General features: G+C 50.1%; 17 protein-coding genes. 6 read left to right on the top strand and 11 right to left on the bottom strand.

What is annotated here, in order from left to right; genetic code table 11:
* From IPG80_RS13390 to IPG80_RS13400, 3 genes are all read left to right on the top strand, one after another.
* A partial coding sequence (locus tag IPG80_RS13390) for an aldo/keto reductase (protein WP_345107659.1) occupies positions 1 to 430 on the top strand: 430 nt, incomplete at its 5' end.
* Positions 431 to 553: 123 nt separating this feature from the next.
* Positions 554 to 736 (top strand): hypothetical protein, encoded by a 183-nt coding sequence (locus IPG80_RS13395; protein ID WP_345107661.1) that lies wholly within the window; start codon positions 554 to 556, stop codon positions 734 to 736.
* A gap of 9 nt (positions 737 to 745) precedes the next feature.
* Complete coding sequence (locus IPG80_RS13400) at positions 746 to 1,270, top strand: type 1 glutamine amidotransferase domain-containing protein (RefSeq protein ID WP_345107663.1); 525 nt, start codon at positions 746 to 748, stop codon at positions 1,268 to 1,270.
* A gap of 117 nt (positions 1,271 to 1,387) precedes the next feature.
* On the opposite strand, the gene IPG80_RS13405 is transcribed toward IPG80_RS13400, so the two are convergent.
* From IPG80_RS13405 to IPG80_RS13455, 11 genes are all read right to left on the bottom strand, one after another.
* Entirely contained in the window at positions 1,388 to 2,068 is a 681-nt protein-coding gene (locus IPG80_RS13405) for an alkaline phosphatase family protein (RefSeq protein ID WP_345107665.1), read from the bottom strand.
* A 59-nt stretch (positions 2,069 to 2,127) separates the two neighbouring features.
* Positions 2,128 to 3,189: an ABC transporter ATP-binding protein gene (locus tag IPG80_RS13410; RefSeq protein WP_345107667.1), complete on the bottom strand. Its 1,062-nt coding sequence runs from the start codon at positions 3,187 to 3,189 to the stop codon at positions 2,128 to 2,130.
* Between the two features lie 23 nt (positions 3,190 to 3,212).
* Positions 3,213 to 4,046, bottom strand: a complete 834-nt coding sequence (locus IPG80_RS13415) for an ABC transporter permease subunit (protein WP_345107668.1) — start codon at positions 4,044 to 4,046, stop codon at positions 3,213 to 3,215.
* Positions 4,043 to 4,933, bottom strand: coding sequence for an ABC transporter permease subunit (locus tag IPG80_RS13420; RefSeq protein ID WP_345107670.1), 891 nt, complete (start codon positions 4,931 to 4,933; stop codon positions 4,043 to 4,045). Before IPG80_RS13420 ends, IPG80_RS13415 begins: the two co-directional genes overlap by 4 nt.
* Before the next feature lie 169 nt (positions 4,934 to 5,102).
* On the bottom strand, positions 5,103 to 6,119 hold the full coding sequence (locus tag IPG80_RS13425; protein WP_345107829.1) for an extracellular solute-binding protein: 1,017 nt from the start codon (positions 6,117 to 6,119) through the stop codon (positions 5,103 to 5,105).
* 338 nt (positions 6,120 to 6,457) lie between these two features.
* A complete protein-coding gene (locus IPG80_RS13430; protein WP_345107672.1) occupies positions 6,458 to 7,456 on the bottom strand; it encodes an inorganic phosphate transporter in 999 nt (332 codons plus the stop codon).
* Positions 7,457 to 7,460: 4 nt separating this feature from the next.
* Positions 7,461 to 8,081 (bottom strand): DUF47 family protein, encoded by a 621-nt coding sequence (locus IPG80_RS13435; RefSeq protein ID WP_345107674.1) that lies wholly within the window; start codon positions 8,079 to 8,081, stop codon positions 7,461 to 7,463.
* 92 nt (positions 8,082 to 8,173) lie between these two features.
* Positions 8,174 to 9,610, bottom strand: coding sequence for a trimethylamine methyltransferase family protein (locus IPG80_RS13440; RefSeq protein WP_345107676.1), 1,437 nt, complete (start codon positions 9,608 to 9,610; stop codon positions 8,174 to 8,176).
* 27 nt (positions 9,611 to 9,637) lie between these two features.
* The gene (locus IPG80_RS13445; protein WP_345107677.1) at positions 9,638 to 10,732 is read right to left on the bottom strand and encodes a PfkB family carbohydrate kinase; all 1,095 of its coding nucleotides are present in this window, start codon (positions 10,730 to 10,732) and stop codon (positions 9,638 to 9,640) included.
* A gap of 66 nt (positions 10,733 to 10,798) precedes the next feature.
* Positions 10,799 to 13,228 (bottom strand): FAD-dependent oxidoreductase, encoded by a 2,430-nt coding sequence (locus IPG80_RS13450; RefSeq protein WP_345107679.1) that lies wholly within the window; start codon positions 13,226 to 13,228, stop codon positions 10,799 to 10,801.
* A 61-nt stretch (positions 13,229 to 13,289) separates the two neighbouring features.
* Positions 13,290 to 14,078, bottom strand: a complete 789-nt coding sequence (locus tag IPG80_RS13455; protein WP_345107680.1) for a DeoR/GlpR family DNA-binding transcription regulator — start codon at positions 14,076 to 14,078, stop codon at positions 13,290 to 13,292.
* Between the two features lie 145 nt (positions 14,079 to 14,223).
* On the opposite strand from IPG80_RS13455, the gene IPG80_RS13460 reads away from it, so the two are divergent.
* The 3 genes from IPG80_RS13460 to IPG80_RS13470 all read left to right on the top strand — a co-directional run bounded on the left by IPG80_RS13460 (position 14,224) and on the right by IPG80_RS13470 (position 18,665).
* Positions 14,224 to 15,033 (top strand): CBS domain-containing protein, encoded by an 810-nt coding sequence (locus tag IPG80_RS13460; protein ID WP_345107682.1) that lies wholly within the window; start codon positions 14,224 to 14,226, stop codon positions 15,031 to 15,033.
* Positions 15,034 to 15,113: 80 nt separating this feature from the next.
* A complete protein-coding gene (locus IPG80_RS13465) occupies positions 15,114 to 17,546 on the top strand; it encodes an FAD-dependent oxidoreductase (protein ID WP_345107684.1) in 2,433 nt (810 codons plus the stop codon).
* 183 nt (positions 17,547 to 17,729) lie between these two features.
* Positions 17,730 to 18,665, top strand: a complete 936-nt coding sequence (locus IPG80_RS13470) for a choline/ethanolamine kinase family protein (RefSeq protein ID WP_345107685.1) — start codon at positions 17,730 to 17,732, stop codon at positions 18,663 to 18,665.
* Positions 18,666 to 18,679: the final 14 nt, after the last annotated feature.

Consider the following 18,679-nt stretch of genomic DNA (forward strand, 5'->3'; position numbering starts at 1 on the left):
GGCAGGGATCAATCATATTGACATCGCCCCATCCTATGGGCAGGCTGAGTTGCGCGTTGGTCCGTGGATGAAGACCGAGCGCGGGCGTTTTTTCCTCGGTTGCAAGACCATGGAACGTACAAAAGAAGGCGCATGGCGTGAAATGCACGAGTCGCTCGAACGTTTGCATACCGATTCTTTTGACTTGTATCAATGCCACGCCATCACGACCATGGACGAACTGGATGCCATCTTTGCCAAAGACGGAGCCATCGAAGCAGTGGTGGCAGCCCGCGAACAAGGGCTAACAAAATACATCGGCATTACTGGTCATGGGGTGGATGCGCCGAAGATCTATCTCGAAGCCCTGCGTCGCTTTGATTTGAACTCTGTTCTCTTCCCAATAAATTTCTTTCAAATGGCAATGCCCGAATACCGCAGAACTCACTGAAGAATTGATCTCCACCTGCAAAGCAAAAGATGTTGGCACCATGATCATTAAATCGATCACAAAAGGTCCGTGGGGTGATAAACCCAACTGCCACCACCTGGTATGAACCCTTCGATAAGATGGATGAGATCAACGCGGGAGTACAAGTACGTACTTTCCTATGATGTCACTGGGGTTTGCACGGCTGGGGATATCAACATCCTGCCGATGGTCATTCAGGCGTGTGAGAACTTTACTCCGCTCAACGAGCAAGAACAGGAAGACATGATCAAAAGCGGTGCGCGATTTGAAGCTTTATTCAAGTGAGAGGATGATATGAGATTAAAAAATAAAACGATTGTCACATTGGTTGCGGAAGGGGTCGAAGACCTTGAATACTATGTGCCCGTGATGCGCTTACAAGAAGAAGGCGCAAAAGTATTGAGTGCCGGACTCGACCTCAAACCCGTGCGCGGCAAGAATGGTCTGGTCATCACGCCCGACGCAATGATCGAAGATCTGAAAGCCAGTGAACTTTTTGCGATCATTTTGCCCGGCGGCTGGGCTCCTGATAAAGTCCGCAGATATGATGTGGTTAAAAAACTTGTCAAAGAAATGAGTGATGCTAATAAAATTATTGGCATCATCTGTCACGGCGGTTCCATTGCCATCTCAGCGGGCATCATCAAAAAAGGTCAACGCGTTACCGGCTCGACCGGCATCAAGGATGATCTTGAAAATGTCGGCGGGGTCTGGGCAGATGAAGCTGCATTTCGAGAGGGCAACCAGGTTTGGGGGCGGGTGGTGGCGGATATTCCCGATTTCAACCGCGAACTGGTCAAGGCATTAGTCGAGGAATAAAGGCTCGCGCTTCATCGTGGATGGGATGGGGACATCTAGCAGATCCAACACTGTGGGTGCGATCTGCAAAGTGAGATGACCTGACCCGTATCGCCTCTTCCCTTAAGGACGGCTGAATCACAAAAAGGGAACGTCTCTCTGCTCGGGCGTGGTGCCGCCATGTCCCCCATCGGCATTTATGCCATGATCGCCCGTTACGAAAATTGTGTATCCATGCTCGCGCCATTCCATGAGAAGCGGCGCGAGTTTTGAATCCTGGTAAATGGCGTGATTACGATATTCCTTCGTATCAGAGCCGTAGGTCTCGCCATGATAGTCCATGCCCATGGGGTGAAGTAAAAGATAATCAGGTGAATACTTACGGACGAGGTGTGCAGCGGTGTTAAAAAGCTCAATGTCGGGGTATTCATCCTGCGTGTAAAAACGTCCGTGTTGGATGTTGAGTGAAGCGTCGTCCACTTCCCTGTCGTCGATAGCATCATAGGGAGCGCGATTGTATAGTTCAGAATACCAGTAATACGCCGCGGCAGCAGTCACTTTACCTGCTTCTCGTATCTTGCGAAAGACATTCGGCTGATTGGAGAGTCTCACAATCGAATTAGCAACAATGCCATTCTCGCTGGAAGGCGTCCCGGTGTGGATGCTCTCATACATTGGGCGAGACATGCTCGGCAACTCGCCAATGATCTTATACAAACTGGCTTTCTTGTATTCCACGAGGTGCCCAAGATAACCCATATTAGCGATCGCCGTGTCGTAGCGCAAAGCATCAGATAAAACAAGAATGACTTTGTTCATGATTACCTCAATAAAAAAATAGGAAGTCTTGAAGACTTCCTATTTTCCATGCAGAGAGATTATTCTTCCAGAACCAGAACTGCTTCCTTTGAGCAGGTCACCTGCTGCTTAGAGCCGATCTTGGGCAGTTCCAGGAAGGGATTGTTGAAGGTATCCATATTGAACTTGGCGTTTCCGATCTTCACCTGGATGCGTACAACCGCCCCAAGGAAGGTAATATTCTCAATGGTACAGTCGAGGACATTATCCTTTTTCTGTTCAGATACAAAGCTGAAGCGTTCCGGGCGGACGGAAACACGGATCGCATCTCCCTTTTTGCGGGATTTGATATCAGACGCAGTAATAAACTGAACGCCATCAACGGTCAAGAGACCACTTGCAGGGTCAGACACTTCAGCACTGGCAGTATTAAGTGACCCCACAAAGTTTGCCACAAACTGAGTCTGCGGGAAGTTATAAATTTCGAAAGGAGTCCCTACTTGTTCCATCAGCCCTACATTCATGACTACGATACGGTCAGAGATCGAAAGTGCCTCTTCCTGGTCATGAGTCACAAATATGGCGGTAATGCCTAATTTCTTCTGAATAGCCCGAATTTCGGCTCGCAAAGAGACCCGGATCTTGGCATCCAATGCAGAGAGCGGTTCATCGAGCAAAAGTACTTGCGGATGAATGGCAAGCGCACGCGCCAGGGAGACACGTTGCTGCTGCCCGCCTGAAAGTTGGTAGGGGTATTTGTTTGCATGTTTTTCGAGGTTGATCAGGGCGATCATTTCATCAATACGTTGTTTGATGATCTCTTTCGACTCTTTGCGAACACTTAAGCCAAAGCCAATATTCTGCGCAACGGTCATATTCGGAAACAAGGCATAGGACTGGAAGATCATACCGACGTTACGCTGATTGGGCGCTTTATCCGTAATATCCGCCCCATCCAATATGATCTTTCCTGACGAGGGGATTTCAAAACCCGCCACCATTCGCAGGGTCGTAGTCTTTCCGCAGCCTGACGGACCCAGAAACGAAACAAATTCGCCTTTGGCAATTTCCAAACTGAAATCATCTACAACAACAGTATCGCCGAATTGCTTGGTAATTTTCGAGAGGGTTAAATAAGACATTGAGAATTCTCCGCAAATAGATTTTAGTGCGTACCAGCGGTCTGCCCTTGACCGCCCGTAAACATCTGTATAAGCCCCATGGCAAGCCAGGTCATGAGGAAACTGGCAAACGAAAGTGCAGCAGGCTCATAAGCACGGTGCTGTCCAAGCAGGAAAAGGTATGGTCCAAAAGCAGGGACGCCGAGAAAAGAAGCAAGGGTCACTTCACCAACGACAATCGCGAAGGTAAGCAAGGCGCCACTCAACAAAGCCGCACGAATATTCGGCAGAATCACCCGCAAAATGATCGTAAACCAGCTCGCTCCAAGGCTTTGAGCTGCCTCGGTCAGGGTTCGCACATCCACAGTACGCATGCCCGTATCTACAGAGCGGTACATATAGGGCAAACCCAAAACAACATACCCTGCAATAATCAAAATATCCGTGCCGACTTCGAATGTTGTTAATGGTTGAAACAACTTTATTTCTGTAAATGGGATTTTTATCGGAGAACTGTAAATACGGATCAAACCAAATACCAGAATAATCGCTGGTACGACGAACGGCAGGAGTGTAATAAACTCAACAATTCGGCGGGCTTCCGGTAAACGCAAGCGGATCCAATAAGCAGTTGGAACGATAAGAATAATGCTTGCTACAATGGTCAAAAGCGCCAGCATATTGGAATACAAGAAAGTCTCGAGAAATTCCGGATCTTCAAATGCTCGTATATACGCCTTAAACCCAATCACATCTCTTTCCATGCGGAGGGAAAAATTTACGGTCGCATATAATGGCAAAAGAAAATACAAGGCGCCTAAAATAAACCAAAACCAACTCCAAAATGGAATCTGACGTATCTTAGAGAGTATGTTCATCGCAGCCACCTTTCCGATTGTTTCTGAAGCCAGGAATACCCCATCAAGGATATCGCCATAACGACTACCATTCCCATGGCCATGGCATAACCAAGCCCTGGATTATGAAGAACATCTCCGCGGATCTGGGCACCAATCTGAATAGTAATGATACCGAGACGCCCTCCTGTTAGAGCATATGCAGTGGCATATGCACCAAACGCATTACCAAATAACAGGATCATGGAACCAAGAATGGATGGAAGTAAAACCGGGAAAGCAACCTTCCTCCAGTACTGAAAAGTGCTTGCGCCTAAATTTTCTGCAGCCTCACGCCATTCCCGCTTTAACCCATCCAATGCAGGTGCCATGATCAATACCATCAACGGGAACTGAAAGTACATATAAGTCAGACTCAATCCCCAAAAACTATACAGATCGAAATCTGTTTGTTGATATAAATTTACACCGAACAATTCCTTGATAAGCGCAGTAACAAAACCTGTGCGCCCAAGCGTGGCAATGAACGCAAACGCCAGCGGAACACCGGCAAAGTTGGATGCAACACCTGAAAAAGTAATCAATGCAGATCTTAAGGGTTTTGGCAAACCGCCAACTGTTACGGAATATGCCAGCAGAAAGCCAAATATTCCGCCACCCACCGCAGTAGCTGCACTGATACGGATACTTAACCAATAAGCATCGAGAATGGCTTGCTCTTGGAACAACTGGAGAATATTTGCAAACGTAAACCGCCCATCACTATCTGTAAAACTTCCCATAACCAGGCGAAGGGAGGGTAAAACCAGAAACAGGATAGCGAACAGAAAAAACGGAGCAACGCCAATCCAATTTTTCCAACCAGGAGCAGGAAAAGAACTTTTAGGGTTTAGAGCAGTTTGAGCCATAATTTAGTAACCTCAACGTACTGTTGATGCATAACTTGCCAAACTTGATATTTTATACTTACCCTTATTTGCACTTAAAGTTCAGAGATCCTTACTGCAATATTTTCACTTGTTATGGCGAGACCCCGCCAAATGGCAGGGTCTCGCATTATTACTTCAAAATCTTTTCTTACGGGGCGGCCTGTACATCAGCACCAACGGCACTATCCCAATTCGCCACGATCAACTCTTTGGCGGCATTGAGCTGGTCAAGGGAGGGGAACACGGCGCCAGAAACATCCGGCAACTTGGCAAGCAAGTCAGCGGGGATCACGCCGCGATCGCGCATGTCAGCTTCGCGAATCGGGTGGCAGTAGCCCTTCATCCAGATGGTCTGACCTTCGTCGGAATAAAGGAATTCCATCCACAACTTGGCAGCATTGGGGTGCGGGGCGTAGGCGCTGATCGCCTGAACGTACACACCAGCGAAGCGGCCGGTAGCGGGGATCACAACCTGAGCAGCAGGATTACCTTCGAAGCTATCCACAGCGGCGAGAGCGTTATAGTCCCAAGTAATGCGGACGGCAGTTTCACCGGTGGCAACCAAACCGTTGTTCGCAATTAATGGAACAAGGTTGCCAGCTGAGTTCAAATCAGCAAAGAAATCGAGACCCGCCTGGGCATCATCAAGGGAGCCGCCATTGGCAAGAGCCGCAGCGTAGACGGTCTGGATGGCCTGGTTGGAGGTGCGGGGATCACCAGAGAGAGCAACCTGTCCGTTGTACTTGGGATCGAGCAGGTCAGCCCAGTCTTGGGGAACATCAGGCTGAACATCGGTGTTGACGAGGAAGGACAACACACCATAGTAATCGCCATACCAATAACCTTCGGCATCCTTGGCTTCATCAGGAATGGAATCCCAAGTAGAGACCTTATACGGCTGGATCAAACCTTCAGCCTTGGAGGATTCGCCAAAAGCAAAGCCGACGTCGATCACATCAGGAGCCTGCGGACCGGTGTTGTCCTTGTTCGCCTTGATGGCTTCGATTTCATCGCCAGAGCCAGCGTCAGGGTTAAGTTCGTTGACTTCAATGCCGTACTTCGCCTTGAAGGTTTCGATAGCTTCACCATAATTGCACCAGTCGTGGGGCAAAGCAATGGTGCTGAGCATACCTTCGGCTTGGGCAGCAGCAACGAGGTCAGCCATAGGATCGGCAGCAGCGGCTTCGGTAGCAGGGGCTTCAGTAGCAGCAGCTTCAGTAGCAGCGGCTTCGGTCGCAGGGGCTTCGGTCGCAGCACCACCGCACGCAGACAGCAAGGTCGCGGCGATCACGAACAGGGCAAGCACATGAAAAGCAAAATTCTTCGTACGCATCTCTTTCTCCTTATTTGTTTTGGATGAATCAAACGAACGAAATCACTTGCACTCTAAATATCTGAATCCCAGCACCTCCAATTCTGTTAACATATCCTTAACATTTTAGCATTATCAATATTCAAAGTCAAACGAGGATTCATTGACTCTGAATTAATGACCAAAAAGAACTACAGGGATACTTTGAAATACACGAGCATTGAATAGATCCCTGCAGAGAATAAAGCACTGATCGGAATGGTAATAACCCAGGCTGTCAAAATATCGATAGCCACTCCCCAACGAACTTTTCCAAAACGCTCTGAAGCCCCCACGCCAATGATCGCCGAACTAACAACCTGCGTAGTGCTGACCGGCAACCCAATCATGGAGGCACTCAGGATCACAATGCCAGAAGTTAATTGACTTGCAAATCCATGCACCGGGCGGATCTTATAAAACTTACCACCAAGAGTACGGATCAAGCGCCACCCCCCCAGCGCCGTCCCTGCTGCCATCGTCCCAGCACTGACAAGCACCACCCAAAACGGAACAGAGAAATCACTTAACTTGCCACTGATGATCAAGCTCAAAGTGATGATACCAATGGTCTTTTGAGCATCATTGGTTCCATGACTGAACGCCAGCGTTACAGCAGTGAACATTTGGCTGTTTTTGAAAAAATTATTAATATGCGGTGTGGCATTCTGCGACAACAGATAAACAATCTTCAACAGAACGAACCCGGCGACAAAACCGATCAAGGGTGAGACAAATAAGGCAAGCAGAACCTTGATCAAACCCGTCACCTTGACTGCTTCCCAACCCGAAGAAACGACCGCTGCGCCGATCAAACCGCCGATAAGTGCATGAGAGGAACTGCTTGGAATGCCAAAATACCAGGTGATGAGATTCCACACAATGGCGGCAAGCAGCCCCACAGTCAGTGCTTGAAGCGAGATCACTTCAGAAGCAACGATATCACTACCGATCGTCTTTGCCACCGTGACGCCAAATAAAAGCGGACCGGCAAATTCAGCAACGGCAGTCATGCTCAGGGCAGTCTGTGGGTGAAATGCACGCGATGAGATCATCGTCGCGACGATATTACTCGAATCGCGCATACCATTGATGAACTCAAAAACCAGCGCCAGAATGATAACCAGCGCCAGAGAAAACGGGATTAACATCCGGTTAAGTTCTCTTTACAACGATATCAGCAATGATATTGGCTGCTTCATCGCCACGGTCAGCTGCATTGGAAAGATGGCGGTAGACTTCACGCATCTTCAACATCTCCACCACATGGTGGATATCCTCGGGTCCGCTGAACAGATCTGCCACGGCTTCTCGATAGACCGCCTCTACGCGGTTTTCAAGTGCCTTTGCACGCTGGGCATGATCAAGAGCGACATTAGGGTTTTTCGGCAAACGTAAGACACCTTGCCAGATCTCATAAGCAGCATCTTTTAGTAAAGAAGCAATGCGCTGCATATACGGGGTTGCCTGAACGTTCAAGATGACCATTTCCATGACCGTAGTATCGGCATAATCGACCACATCATCGATCGAACGGGAAAGGGCGAAAATATCTTCACGGTCAAACGGAGTCACAAATGTGCGATTTAGTTCATCAATCAGGATGCGGCGCACCTCATCCGCTTCCTTCTCTTTTAAGGATAACTCCTCGGCAACTTCGGGATCGGTGGTATCCAGATATTTCACCAGCAACCGCAAGCCTTCAAAAGATAAAGCTGCCTGTTGTTCGATCAATTTTTGAAATTTGTCTTCTTTGCGCTTGAAAAAGCGAAACATGCAATCTTCCTTTGTTTTCATCCGGCAGGTTTGCCGCCTGCCGGACTTATTTTTTTACTCAACCCATGCGGGCTGCCCCGGGAAAGATCAAATTACGAAATGGGTTCCAATATCCCCGGAACCAAACCAGGGAATTTTGCGCGGATCTGTTCGTCCAATTCGGCAGAAATAAGCGGCGCGGTATTCACATTCATAAGGTCTTTTGCTTTTTTCATTGCCTTCGCTTGGGTGTCGGTCGCGCCTTTCTTTTCCCAGATGGTACGCGCATCGCGGTCGGCGATCTTGGTCATCACGGCTTCGGTCTTCATACGGCTGGTGGTGTGTTTGGCTGTGATGAACGAACCGCCGGGTCCGATCTGTTTGATCAGGTCAAGACCCAGATCGTCCTCACTAAAATGGATGCCGTGCTTCATGCGCTTCATCATTTGCGCCATTTCGTCATCAATGACGGCTTTCGCAAAATCGAAGGTCTTGAGCGCATCGATCAGCCCGCCGATGTTGAACATATCCATACCGCCAAGCACGCCGGCGATTCCCGACATACCGGTTTCATATCCCGCCTGTGCATCGTTCAGCTTGGAATTGGTCAAACCTACATACCCGCCAGCGGGAACATTGTAGAAGCGGGCGATCTGTGCGAATGCCATGTGAAGCATACCGCACTCGATGGCGCCGGACGTATATGCCCCGGAGCGCATATCCGCGACGGTGCCGAGGGTGGCATAGATCGTTGGCGTGCCTTCCTTCGTCATTTGCATTAGCAACAAGGCAGAAAGGAATTCGGCGTTGCCTTGCACCAATGACCCCGCCATAGACATGGGCGACGTCAAACCGGCATTTGGCACAATGGTCGGATAAACCGGCAAGCCTTCTTTCGCAAAGAACATCACATTCTCGGTGGAAAGATTATCCATCGTCAATGGTGAAACAACGGGACAGTAATGATGCGTAAGGAAAGGATGCGCCTTGTACGCCTCTTCTCCACCCGCCACCATGTATGCCAACTCCATGATACTGCGCGTGTCTTTCATATCAGTGGTGGTGACACGGATCGGCTTAAGACAATACTTGATGGATGGATACAGGCGCGATAGTGTGAATTGATCCGCGGGCGCGTCATCTGCCAGAGTAGAAATCGAGAAGATATCGTAACCGGGCAGTTCGTTGATAAGGTGTGCGATGCGGGCAATATCACCAGACTCGGCGCGTCTTTCCTTGCCGGTCACTGGATCGATGATATCGGGCGCTGAACTCGCTGTAACGATCACCGGGCTATCCTGCGGGATGGTCTTATCGAATTTCGGGTCACGCCCGTGAAAGGTAAAAGATGGGGGGACCATCTTCCGATACTTCTCTACAACGGCGCGTGGAAACTTGACCCGCTCACCATCCACACTGCATCCGTGTTTTTGAAATAACTCTCGCGCAGGTTCATAGCGAACCTTTAAACCGACCTCTTCCAGAATTTCCAAAGAGGCATCGTGAATTCTCTCAACCTGTTCCTGTGTAAGTAAAGCAGCGAATGACATGGTTTCACATCCTTGGTGTATGATAAATTATCCAACCATTGATCGTTTGATCTTTTTTCGTTCCATTTTTTTCTTTGGCAAGAACTTCTCTGCCAGCTTACGGCTCTCTTTTACAAGAGCATTATCAATAAATGGGCTATCTTCCGGCAATTGGAACATCTCACGGATCTTGACGAACTGATCTCCGCGGTATTGCATTCGCTCAATGCGGACCGTGTGAGCCAGCCCCATGATCTCGCGCGTTGTAAACATCTTCAAACCGGAACGCGTCACCTTTAACGAAGCCGCCGCAATGGCAAATCGAACCGTGTCTTCCAGGCTCCAGCCGTTCAGGTAACCATAGATAAAACCGGAAGAAAATGTTGCCCCCGCACCGGAGGCATCCACAGCTTTTACTTTGGGCGCATATGCGCGAATGATCTCATTGCCCTGCACGACCATACAACCCTGACTCGCCATGGTGATGATAGCGGTCTGGATCCCAGATTTGATCAGCTTGCGAGCCACACCGAGCATGGCTTGTTTCTTTCCGATCTGTGCCGCATCGGTTACCGCCTGGCAAACTGTAACCAGTCCGGAATATTTTTTCAACAATTCCGGGTCTTGATGCCCATGCTCAAAATTCAGAAAAACCGGCACGCGATGTTTACGGGCTTCGCGCATGGCACGCAGAATCTGTTTATCGCCATCGTACCAGTCCACATATAACAGCTTCGCCTCCTTAATAAGCGAAAGATCCGCCGTATCCAGTGTGCTTAGAATCTCCTTCGAGCGCTGCCAGAAATAGGTGCGCGCACCCTTTTTATCCGAGACGTTAACTTCCAGCGGCGTTTTGTACTTCTTGGTAAAACGGACTTCCCCTTGTACGCCAAACGCCTGCAATTTATCTTTAACGTAGTGTCCCAGCATATCATCCCCCACTGCCGTACCGATCATTGCAGAAGGGATATTCCATTGGCTCAAGTTACAGGCAATGATGGCAGCGTCATCATAGACGTAGTCACTGACCTCATGAACCACTGCGCCGGTATTCAACTTGGGCAGTTGGTCCAAAGACATGATGTACACCGGGGTTAACATGCCGAAACCGATGTATGCGGGGGAAGTTGATTTCTTTGCCATAAGTAGACGATGGACGATAAACCACAGACGATGGACTTTTATCGTCCATCGTCCAAGGTCTATGGTCTAGGATTTCAGTTTTTCGCCTTTTGGGTCAACCAATACATTGGCAGTCACCTCGGCTTCAAGGTTTCCTTCGATGAGTTCGATGGTAAAGCGATTGCCTTTCACTGCCAGATCAATGGGAAGGTAGGCATAGAGAATATTCTTCTTTACCGTAAAGCCATACCCGCCGCTACGCACACGGGTAACCAGTTTATCACCATAATAAACCGCTTCACCACCATATATCTGGACGAAATCCTCTGTGCCGGTCAACACCAGCGTGCAAAGCTTGCGAGTCAGTCCTTCGGCTTTTTGCTTCACCAGCGCATCGCGACCAATGAAGTCGCCTTTGTTCAAGTCTACACAGAAACCGAGACCGGCTTCGTAAGGCGATGTACTGGGAGTAATATCTGTAGTGAAATACTTGAAGCCTTTTTCGAGGCGTAACGGATCGAGTACCTTGTACCCTCCGAGTTCCATACCGAATTCTTTACCCGCTTCAATGAGCATATCCCAAACCATAGTGGCGCGGTTGTTCGGGATATATAACTCCCAGCCCAGTTCACCGGCATAACTCACGCGCTGAGCCAGCACCTTCACGCCATTAATAACAATGGGTTTGGTCATCAAATACGGATGCGCTTCGTTCGAGACATCGCTATCTGTAATCTTCTTTAATACATCACGAGATTTCGGTCCCCACAAGGCGAGACAAGCATGTTCCTGTGTAATATCACGAATGGACACTTCGCCGTCTTTTTCGTCCACGTTCATCAAAATGCGGGCGTGGTCATTGGCAATGAAACCTGATCCCGTGATGACCCAGAAATGGTCCTCTCCCAAGCGAGTCACGGTTAAATCGGATTCGATACCGCCATTACGATTCAAGAACTGGGTGTAAATCGCGCTGCCAACCGGTTTATCAATATTGCTGGAGGTCAGTCTTTGCAATAAAGGCAATGCGCCTTTACCTTTTAGTTCTATTTTGCCAAAAGAAGTCAGGTCAAACAAAGCCACACGCTCGCGGGCGGCAGTATGTTCCACACGCATGCGCTCGAAGTAAGGTGGTTTTGCCCAGCCCCACTTGCGCTGGTCTTCGCCCATGCGGCGCCATTCCTTGCCGGGGTCAAAGTAGTTCACACGTTCCCAACCAAACTTCTCGCCGAAGACCGCACCATTCTCCATCAAACGATAATGCACCGGGCTGGTACGATGCGGACGGGCTTCTTCATGTTCATCATTCGGGAACTTCAAGCGATAGTAATACTTCACGCTTTCCATCGTGCGCTCGGCGGCATACTTGAAATCGGAATAATAATTTCCAAAACGGGTGGCGCGATAACCATACACATCCATCGGCGCTTCACCGTCAATGATCCATTCTGCGATCAACTTGCCCATACCGCCCGCCCCACCGTAGCCATTAAGCGACATACCCGCCATCATCCAGAAGCCCTTTACGCCGGGCATCGGTCCAAGCAAAGGCTGGCAATCGGGCGTGTACGCACCGGGGTGACGAACCAATGTAATAATGCCTGCCTGATCCAAAAACGGCAGACGGCGAATTGCACCTTCGAGCAACATTTCAAATTGATCCATATCGCCAGGGAAGGATTTGCTGCCATGTTCCCACGGCGTTCCATCGATCCAACGCGGAAGCGGCTTCGGCTCATAACCGCCGATCACCAAGCCGCCCTTTTCCTGCCGCATGTAAACCAAATTATCCGGGTCACGCAAACAGGGCGTTTGGTCGTTGAACTCATGCCCCGGCACAGCCCGCAGCGCAATGTGTTGATGATCTACTGGAGTCGTTGGGACATGCAGACCTGCCATGGCGGCGATGCGCGGCGCCCACATCCCCGCTGCATTGATAATGATCTCGCATCGGATCGTGCCTTTATCTGTTACGACCGCCTCAACCTCACCCTTCGCTGACACTTTGATTCCTGTCACGCGGGTGTTGGTGTAAATTTCCACACCTTGTTCTTTGGCAAAGCGCGCCATCGACGTGGTGGCGGTGTACGGGTCAAGTTGACCGTCGCCGGGCAGATAAATACCGCCGTACAATTCCTTATCAGAAATCTGCGGCATATATTTCTTGGATTCTTCCGGTGAGATGACTTCACAATCAAGCCCAAGCGCCTTGGCGCGGCTCACGCTTCGTTCCATTTCGAGTAATTGTTCCTTACTCGAAGCCACACGCAAACTACCCACGGTGTCGAACAAGCCCAGTTCTTTATACAACTGCACGCTATACATGCGGAAGCGCAGCATGGCTTGCGATGTCGCAAACTGCGTCACCAACCCCGCCGCATGCGACGATTCGCCGCTGGCGATCTCGCCCTTCTCAATAATGACCACATCTTTGCGCCCGCTCTTCGCAAGATGATAGGCTACCTGCGCGCCATAGATCCCACCACCGATGATAACGATCTCTGCTTGAGTCTTCATTAATTCGCTCCGCAAATTGATTTAAAAATAGCATAGCGACTTTGTCGCCGCTATCTTGTTATTAAAGATTAAGTTCTTGGGCGGTAAGGATCTCGATCGAATGAACGGCAAGTTCTTTTTTCGCCGTCTTGTCAAAACCTTCATCCGTCACAAATATATCCACTTCGTCAATGTTCGCAACATGAAAATTCGAAACCGCTCCCCACTTACTGCGGTCAGCCGCCACAATAACCTTGCCCTTGGTCCGGTCGATCATACGGCGAACCACTTCCGCTTCATCGTTGGTGGGTACGGTGCATCCATGCTTCAGGGAGATCCCATCCACACCGAGGATCAGTTTGTTGGCATAGACCAGATTTAAATTATCAAGCGCGAAGCGTCCGGCAAGAGAGTTGGAACGCCCTTGAAATTCGCCTCCGGTCAAATAGTAATGAAAGCCTGGGTCGCCGAGTTCGATCGCTGCATTTACATTATTCGTAAAGACCGTAATCCGGGCATCGCGCCGGATGTGTTTGAGTACTTGTGTGGCGGTCGTGCCGCTGTTGATAAAAACAATGTCACCATCTTCGATCAAAGATGCAGCCAACTGACCTATCAATTTCTTTTCTTCAGGATGATATTGCGCGCGCTGTTGATATGCCTGTTCAAAGATAACACGCTGATTCAAAATCGCACCCCCATGTGTGCGTTCGAGAAACCCTTTTTGTTCGAGCCATTCCAGGTCGCGGCGAACTGTAGCTTCAGATGCTTCAAGCAGATCCATCAAATCGGCGGTACGTGCGATCTGATGAACAGCAAGAAACTCCTGAATCTTCTCTCTGCGTTGGGCTGGAATGAGGGGTTTACCCATCTGACGGATTATATAAGAATCTGAAGGAATTTGCAAGTTTTTGATTTTTTCATTATAATCTGTTGAAAGAGTAATTCAAACATCCCGCAGAGTAAATGGAGTTCGAAAGAAAAAACTGCGGGGTGATTTATTTTGTGGAGTCTTAATGACGAAACTTGTAAAAGACTTAATGCACCCCGGCGTGATCATGTGCAAACCCGATGCAACTCTGGGTCAGGTTGCGATCTTGTTGGATCAGCACAAAGTTCACGCATTATTCGTTACCGACCGTGATGGGCGCATCATGGGTGTGATTTCTGATTTCGACCTGATGGCTGGTGAATGGCTTTCTTCAGACCCTGAAAGTTTAAACACCATGCGAAAGCTGACCGCCTCCGACCTAATGACCAAGCCGGTCAATACCATCGACGCCAACATTCCCCTGCCCGAAGCCGCCGACCTTTTTATGCAAAAAAGAGTTGGGCGGTTTTTAGTTCTGAGCAACGGCAAGCCCGTTGGGACGATCTCGCTTTCTGATTTTGTTGCCGGACTTTCGGAAAAGATCAGATCCAAACGCGATATGGTCGGTGATGTAATGTCGGATGCGATCCTGGTATGCCGCGGAAAAACTTCTGTGCTTTCCGCAGCCCGCGCCATGACCTCCTCTGGCTGGCGTTCGGTCTTGGTCGTTGATCTTCACGGCAAAGTACTTGGGGTGGTAAGCGGACATGACCTGCTGCACCTTGTTAAAACTGGTGTGGACGAAAAGCTCACCGTCCGTGATGTGATGCACTCTGCCCTGACCATTGATATTTCAGCCAGTCTACGCGAAGCGGCAGACATGCTCATTCAAAACCATTATCACCGTCTTGTAGTCATCGACAAAGAAAATCCCGACTCCTTCCCGCTTGGCGTAATTTCCACGTTCGATATCGTGGCTGAAATGGCAAGACCCGATTCTGTCTGGCAGAAATAAATTAGACGACAAACCACGGACAATAGGCGATAGCAGGTTGTCTACGGTCAATCGTCAAACGTCTATCACAGGAGACATATATGTCTGAATTCCCAACACAAGCCCAGGTCGTCATCATCGGTGGCGGCGTGGGTGGAAGTAGTATCGCCTACCACCTCACCAAACTAGGGTGGAAGGATGTTGTTGTCCTTGAACGCCACGAGTTAACTTCCGGCTCCACCTGGCATTCGGCGGGTCTTGTCGGGCAAATGCGTTCCGATGCGAATCTGACCCGCATGATGCACTACAGTACCGACCTGTACCGCAGCCTCAAAGCCGAAACCGGTCAAGACACCTCATGGCGCGAAGTCGGCGGCATTCGCCTCGCTTCCTCTCATGAACGCATGGAAGAAACCAAACGCCTCGTGGGTCTCGCTCGTTCCTTCGGCGTGCCCATGGATTTGATCTCTCCAAAAGAAGCGCAGGACATGTTCCCGCTCATGGACATTACCGGCGTGGTCGGCGCAGCCTACACCCCTAACGATGGCTCCATCGACCCAACCGGACTCACCAACGCCCTTGCCATTGGTGCGAAAAATCGCGGCGCACGTTTCTTCTTCTATACCAATGTTGAGAAGATCAATGTCGTCAATGGGCGCGTCAGCGAAGTGGTGACAGATAAAGGTACGATCAAGACCGAGATCGTGGTCAATGCTTCCGGCATGTGGGGACGCGAGATCGGCAAAATGGTTGGGCTCAATTTGCCGGTCATCCCCATGGCGCATTTGTACATCCTGACCGAGCCCATCAAAGGCGTGACCAATAAATTCCCCAACCTGCGTGACCCAGACTTGCTTGTGTATTATCGCGAAGAAGTCGGCGGACTTGTCACCGGCGGTTATGAACGTCAGCCCGCTACCTTTGGCATGAACGGCATTCCGCGTGATTTCAAATTTAAATTACTCGAACCCGATTGGGATCGCTTCACTCCATTGATGGAAAACTCCATCCGTCGCGTGCCTGCGGTGGAAAGTGCCCCAGTGAAATTGCTGCTCAATGGACCTGAAGGCTTCACGCCCGATGGCGAGTTCCTGCTGGGACCCACCTCCGTCAAAGGCTTCTGGGTGGCCTGCGCCTTCTGTGCGCATGGACTCGCAGGTGCAGGCGGTATCGGCAAGGTGATGGCTGAATGGATCGTAGACGGCAGCCCCGAATGGGATGTCTGGCGTTTGGATGTGCGTCGCTTTGGTCCGAACTACAACAGCCTCGAATATGCGCGTGCGCGTACTTTTGAAACTTACACCCAGTATTACGATATCCACTACCCCGGCGAAGAAAGACTCTCGAAGCGTAATGTGCGCATCTCCCCCACGTACTTCCGCCTGCGTGACCTTGGCTGTACGTTCGGCGAGAAAATGGGCTGGGAACGCCCGAACTGGTTCCGTAAATATGAAGAACTTGCCACACACGGTCACGAACCACGCGGATGGATGCGCCACAATTGGAGCCGCGCCACGGGTCACGAACATTTGATGACCCGCGAGCATGCCGGTCTCTTCGATGAAACATCCTTCAACAAATTCGAAGTACGCGGACCCGGCGCATTGAAATTCCTCAACACGGTTTGCGCCAATCAAATTGATGTGCCCGTCGGAAATCTTGTCTACACGCAAGCGCTCAACAAACGCGGCGGTATTGAATGCGATTTCACCGTCACCCGCCTTGCGGAAGACCGCTTCTTTATTGTTACCGGAACGGCATTTGGTCAGCACGATATGTCCTGGCTCTCCCTGCAAATGCCCGAAGATGGCAGTGTGACGTTGGAAGACGTCGGCTCGAACTATGCCTGTATTGGTATGTGGGGACCCAAGGCTCGTACCATCCTTGAGAAGGTCACCACTGAGGATGTCTCAAATGCGGGCTTCCCGTATATGACATCCAAGCGCATCAACGTTGGCGATGTGCCCGTCCTCGCTTCGCGCGTGACCTATGTCGGCGAACTCGGCTGGGAATTCTACTGCCCGATGGAATATGGTCTGCGCTTGTGGGATACACTCTGGGAAGCGGGTCAACCTGAAGGTATGGTGGCTGGCGGATACAAAGCGATTGAATCGCTGCGCCTCGAAAAAGCATATCGCTATTGGAGCGGTGAAATTTCTCCCGACTACACTCCCTACGAAGCCGGTCTTGGTTTCGCTGTGAAGTTAGACAAGGGTGATTTCACCGGCAAAGATGCGCTGGTCAAACAAAAGGCAGAAGGGCTCAAATCCAAACTCTGCACGATGACTCTCGCCGATGACCGCACCATCGTCATGGGTAAGGAACCGATCCGCGTGGACGGTAAGATCGTCGGCTGGGTCGCATCAGGTGGATTTGGTTACTCGGTCAATAAATCCATTGCATACGCGTATTTGCCGCTGGAATATTCCAAGGCTGGAACCAAACTTGAGATCGAATGCTTCGGCGAGCAGGTTGGCGCGGAAGTAACACAGACAGTTTTGTGGGATCCGAAGAACGAACGAATTAAGGCGTAGTGATTTTCCCTCATCCCCAACCCTTCCCCCGCAAGGGGAAGGGAGTCCCCTCTCCTACGGGAGAGGGCTAGGGTGAGGGCAAGAAAAAGGCTCGAGAAAGCAGAAGCAGATTTCAGTTAGGACAGAAGCGGGTTCTTCATCCGCAAAAAATATTCTTTCAACCAAAGGAAGGAACACAGTCACATGAATACGCTTGCCATCGATAAAGCCATTGCCAAAGTACCGTTTCTCGCAGATTCGAAGAACATCAAGAAGATCCCGCTCAGCGGCGGCATCACCAACCTGAACTTCAAGATCGAAGCGGATGGACGCGCCTACGTTATCCGCCTTGCAGGGGAAGGCACCGACCAGTTGGGCATCAAACGCGATGTGGAATACGCCGCTAATAAAGTGGCTGGTGAATTGGGCATCGCGCCCGAAGTGGTGTACTTCATTGAGCCGGAAGGATATATTGTCACCCGCTTTGTGACCGGCAAGCGCATCATGCCTGAGGACATTGTCAAACCGGACTACCTGACACGTATTGCACAAAAACTGCGTTTGTTCCACCGCAACGCCCCGAAGTTAAAAGGTGAGTTCAACGTTTTCCGCCGTGTTGAAATGCTCACAAAAACGGCAAAAGCCAAGAACGCACAATTCCCCGAAGACTGGGCTTTCATTCAAAAGAAAATGCGTGAAGCAGAAAAAGCCCTGCTCAAAGATCCCTACAAACCAACCCCCTGCCACAACGACCTGCTCAACCTCAACTGGTTGGACGAAGAAGTGGCGGGTGACATTGGCGAGATCCGTCTGCTGGATTGGGAATATGCCGGCATGGGCGATATCTTCTTTGACCTTGGGAATTTTGCCCATCATCATCGTTTGAACGAAGACCAGATCCGCCTCTTCCTGACCGCCTATTTTGGGTCATTCCAACCCAAGCATTATGCCCGTCTGAGAATTATGTGGGCGATGTCTGAGTTACATGAAGCCATGTGGGGTACGACCCAATCGGTCATTTCCACGCTTGAAGAAGATTTCCAGGGGTACGCCAATTTGTGGTTCGGACGCTACCGTATGCACACCACTGACTATCGCTGGGAACAGTGGCTAAAAGATGCGTCGAAAAAGAGTAAATGAAGAAGTCAGAATGC

This window comes from Candidatus Villigracilis vicinus (assembly GCF_016702885.1).
GTDB classification, from domain to species: Bacteria; Chloroflexota; Anaerolineae; order Anaerolineales; family Villigracilaceae; genus Villigracilis; species Villigracilis vicinus.

Coding starts and splice junctions, on each gene's coding strand:
- IPG80_RS13395 (WP_345107661.1), top strand. CDS start 554: ATGAGATCAACGCGGGAGTACAAGTACGTACTTTCCTATGATGTCACT.
- IPG80_RS13400 (WP_345107663.1), top strand. CDS start 746: ATGAGATTAAAAAATAAAACGATTGTCACATTGGTTGCGGAAGGGGTC.
- IPG80_RS13405 (WP_345107665.1), bottom strand. CDS start 2,068: ATGAACAAAGTCATTCTTGTTTTATCTGATGCTTTGCGCTACGACACG.
- IPG80_RS13410 (WP_345107667.1), bottom strand. CDS start 3,189: ATGTCTTATTTAACCCTCTCGAAAATTACCAAGCAATTCGGCGATACT.
- IPG80_RS13415 (WP_345107668.1), bottom strand. CDS start 4,046: ATGAACATACTCTCTAAGATACGTCAGATTCCATTTTGGAGTTGGTTT.
- IPG80_RS13420 (WP_345107670.1), bottom strand. CDS start 4,933: ATGGCTCAAACTGCTCTAAACCCTAAAAGTTCTTTTCCTGCTCCTGGT.
- IPG80_RS13425 (WP_345107829.1), bottom strand. CDS start 6,119: ATGGCTGACCTCGTTGCTGCTGCCCAAGCCGAAGGTATGCTCAGCACC.
- IPG80_RS13430 (WP_345107672.1), bottom strand. CDS start 7,456: ATGTTAATCCCGTTTTCTCTGGCGCTGGTTATCATTCTGGCGCTGGTT.
- IPG80_RS13435 (WP_345107674.1), bottom strand. CDS start 8,081: ATGTTTCGCTTTTTCAAGCGCAAAGAAGACAAATTTCAAAAATTGATC.
- IPG80_RS13440 (WP_345107676.1), bottom strand. CDS start 9,610: ATGTCATTCGCTGCTTTACTTACACAGGAACAGGTTGAGAGAATTCAC.
- IPG80_RS13445 (WP_345107677.1), bottom strand. CDS start 10,732: ATGGCAAAGAAATCAACTTCCCCCGCATACATCGGTTTCGGCATGTTA.
- IPG80_RS13450 (WP_345107679.1), bottom strand. CDS start 13,228: ATGAAGACTCAAGCAGAGATCGTTATCATCGGTGGTGGGATCTATGGC.
- IPG80_RS13455 (WP_345107680.1), bottom strand. CDS start 14,078: ATGGGTAAACCCCTCATTCCAGCCCAACGCAGAGAGAAGATTCAGGAG.
- IPG80_RS13460 (WP_345107682.1), top strand. CDS start 14,224: ATGACGAAACTTGTAAAAGACTTAATGCACCCCGGCGTGATCATGTGC.
- IPG80_RS13465 (WP_345107684.1), top strand. CDS start 15,114: ATGTCTGAATTCCCAACACAAGCCCAGGTCGTCATCATCGGTGGCGGC.
- IPG80_RS13470 (WP_345107685.1), top strand. CDS start 17,730: ATGAATACGCTTGCCATCGATAAAGCCATTGCCAAAGTACCGTTTCTC.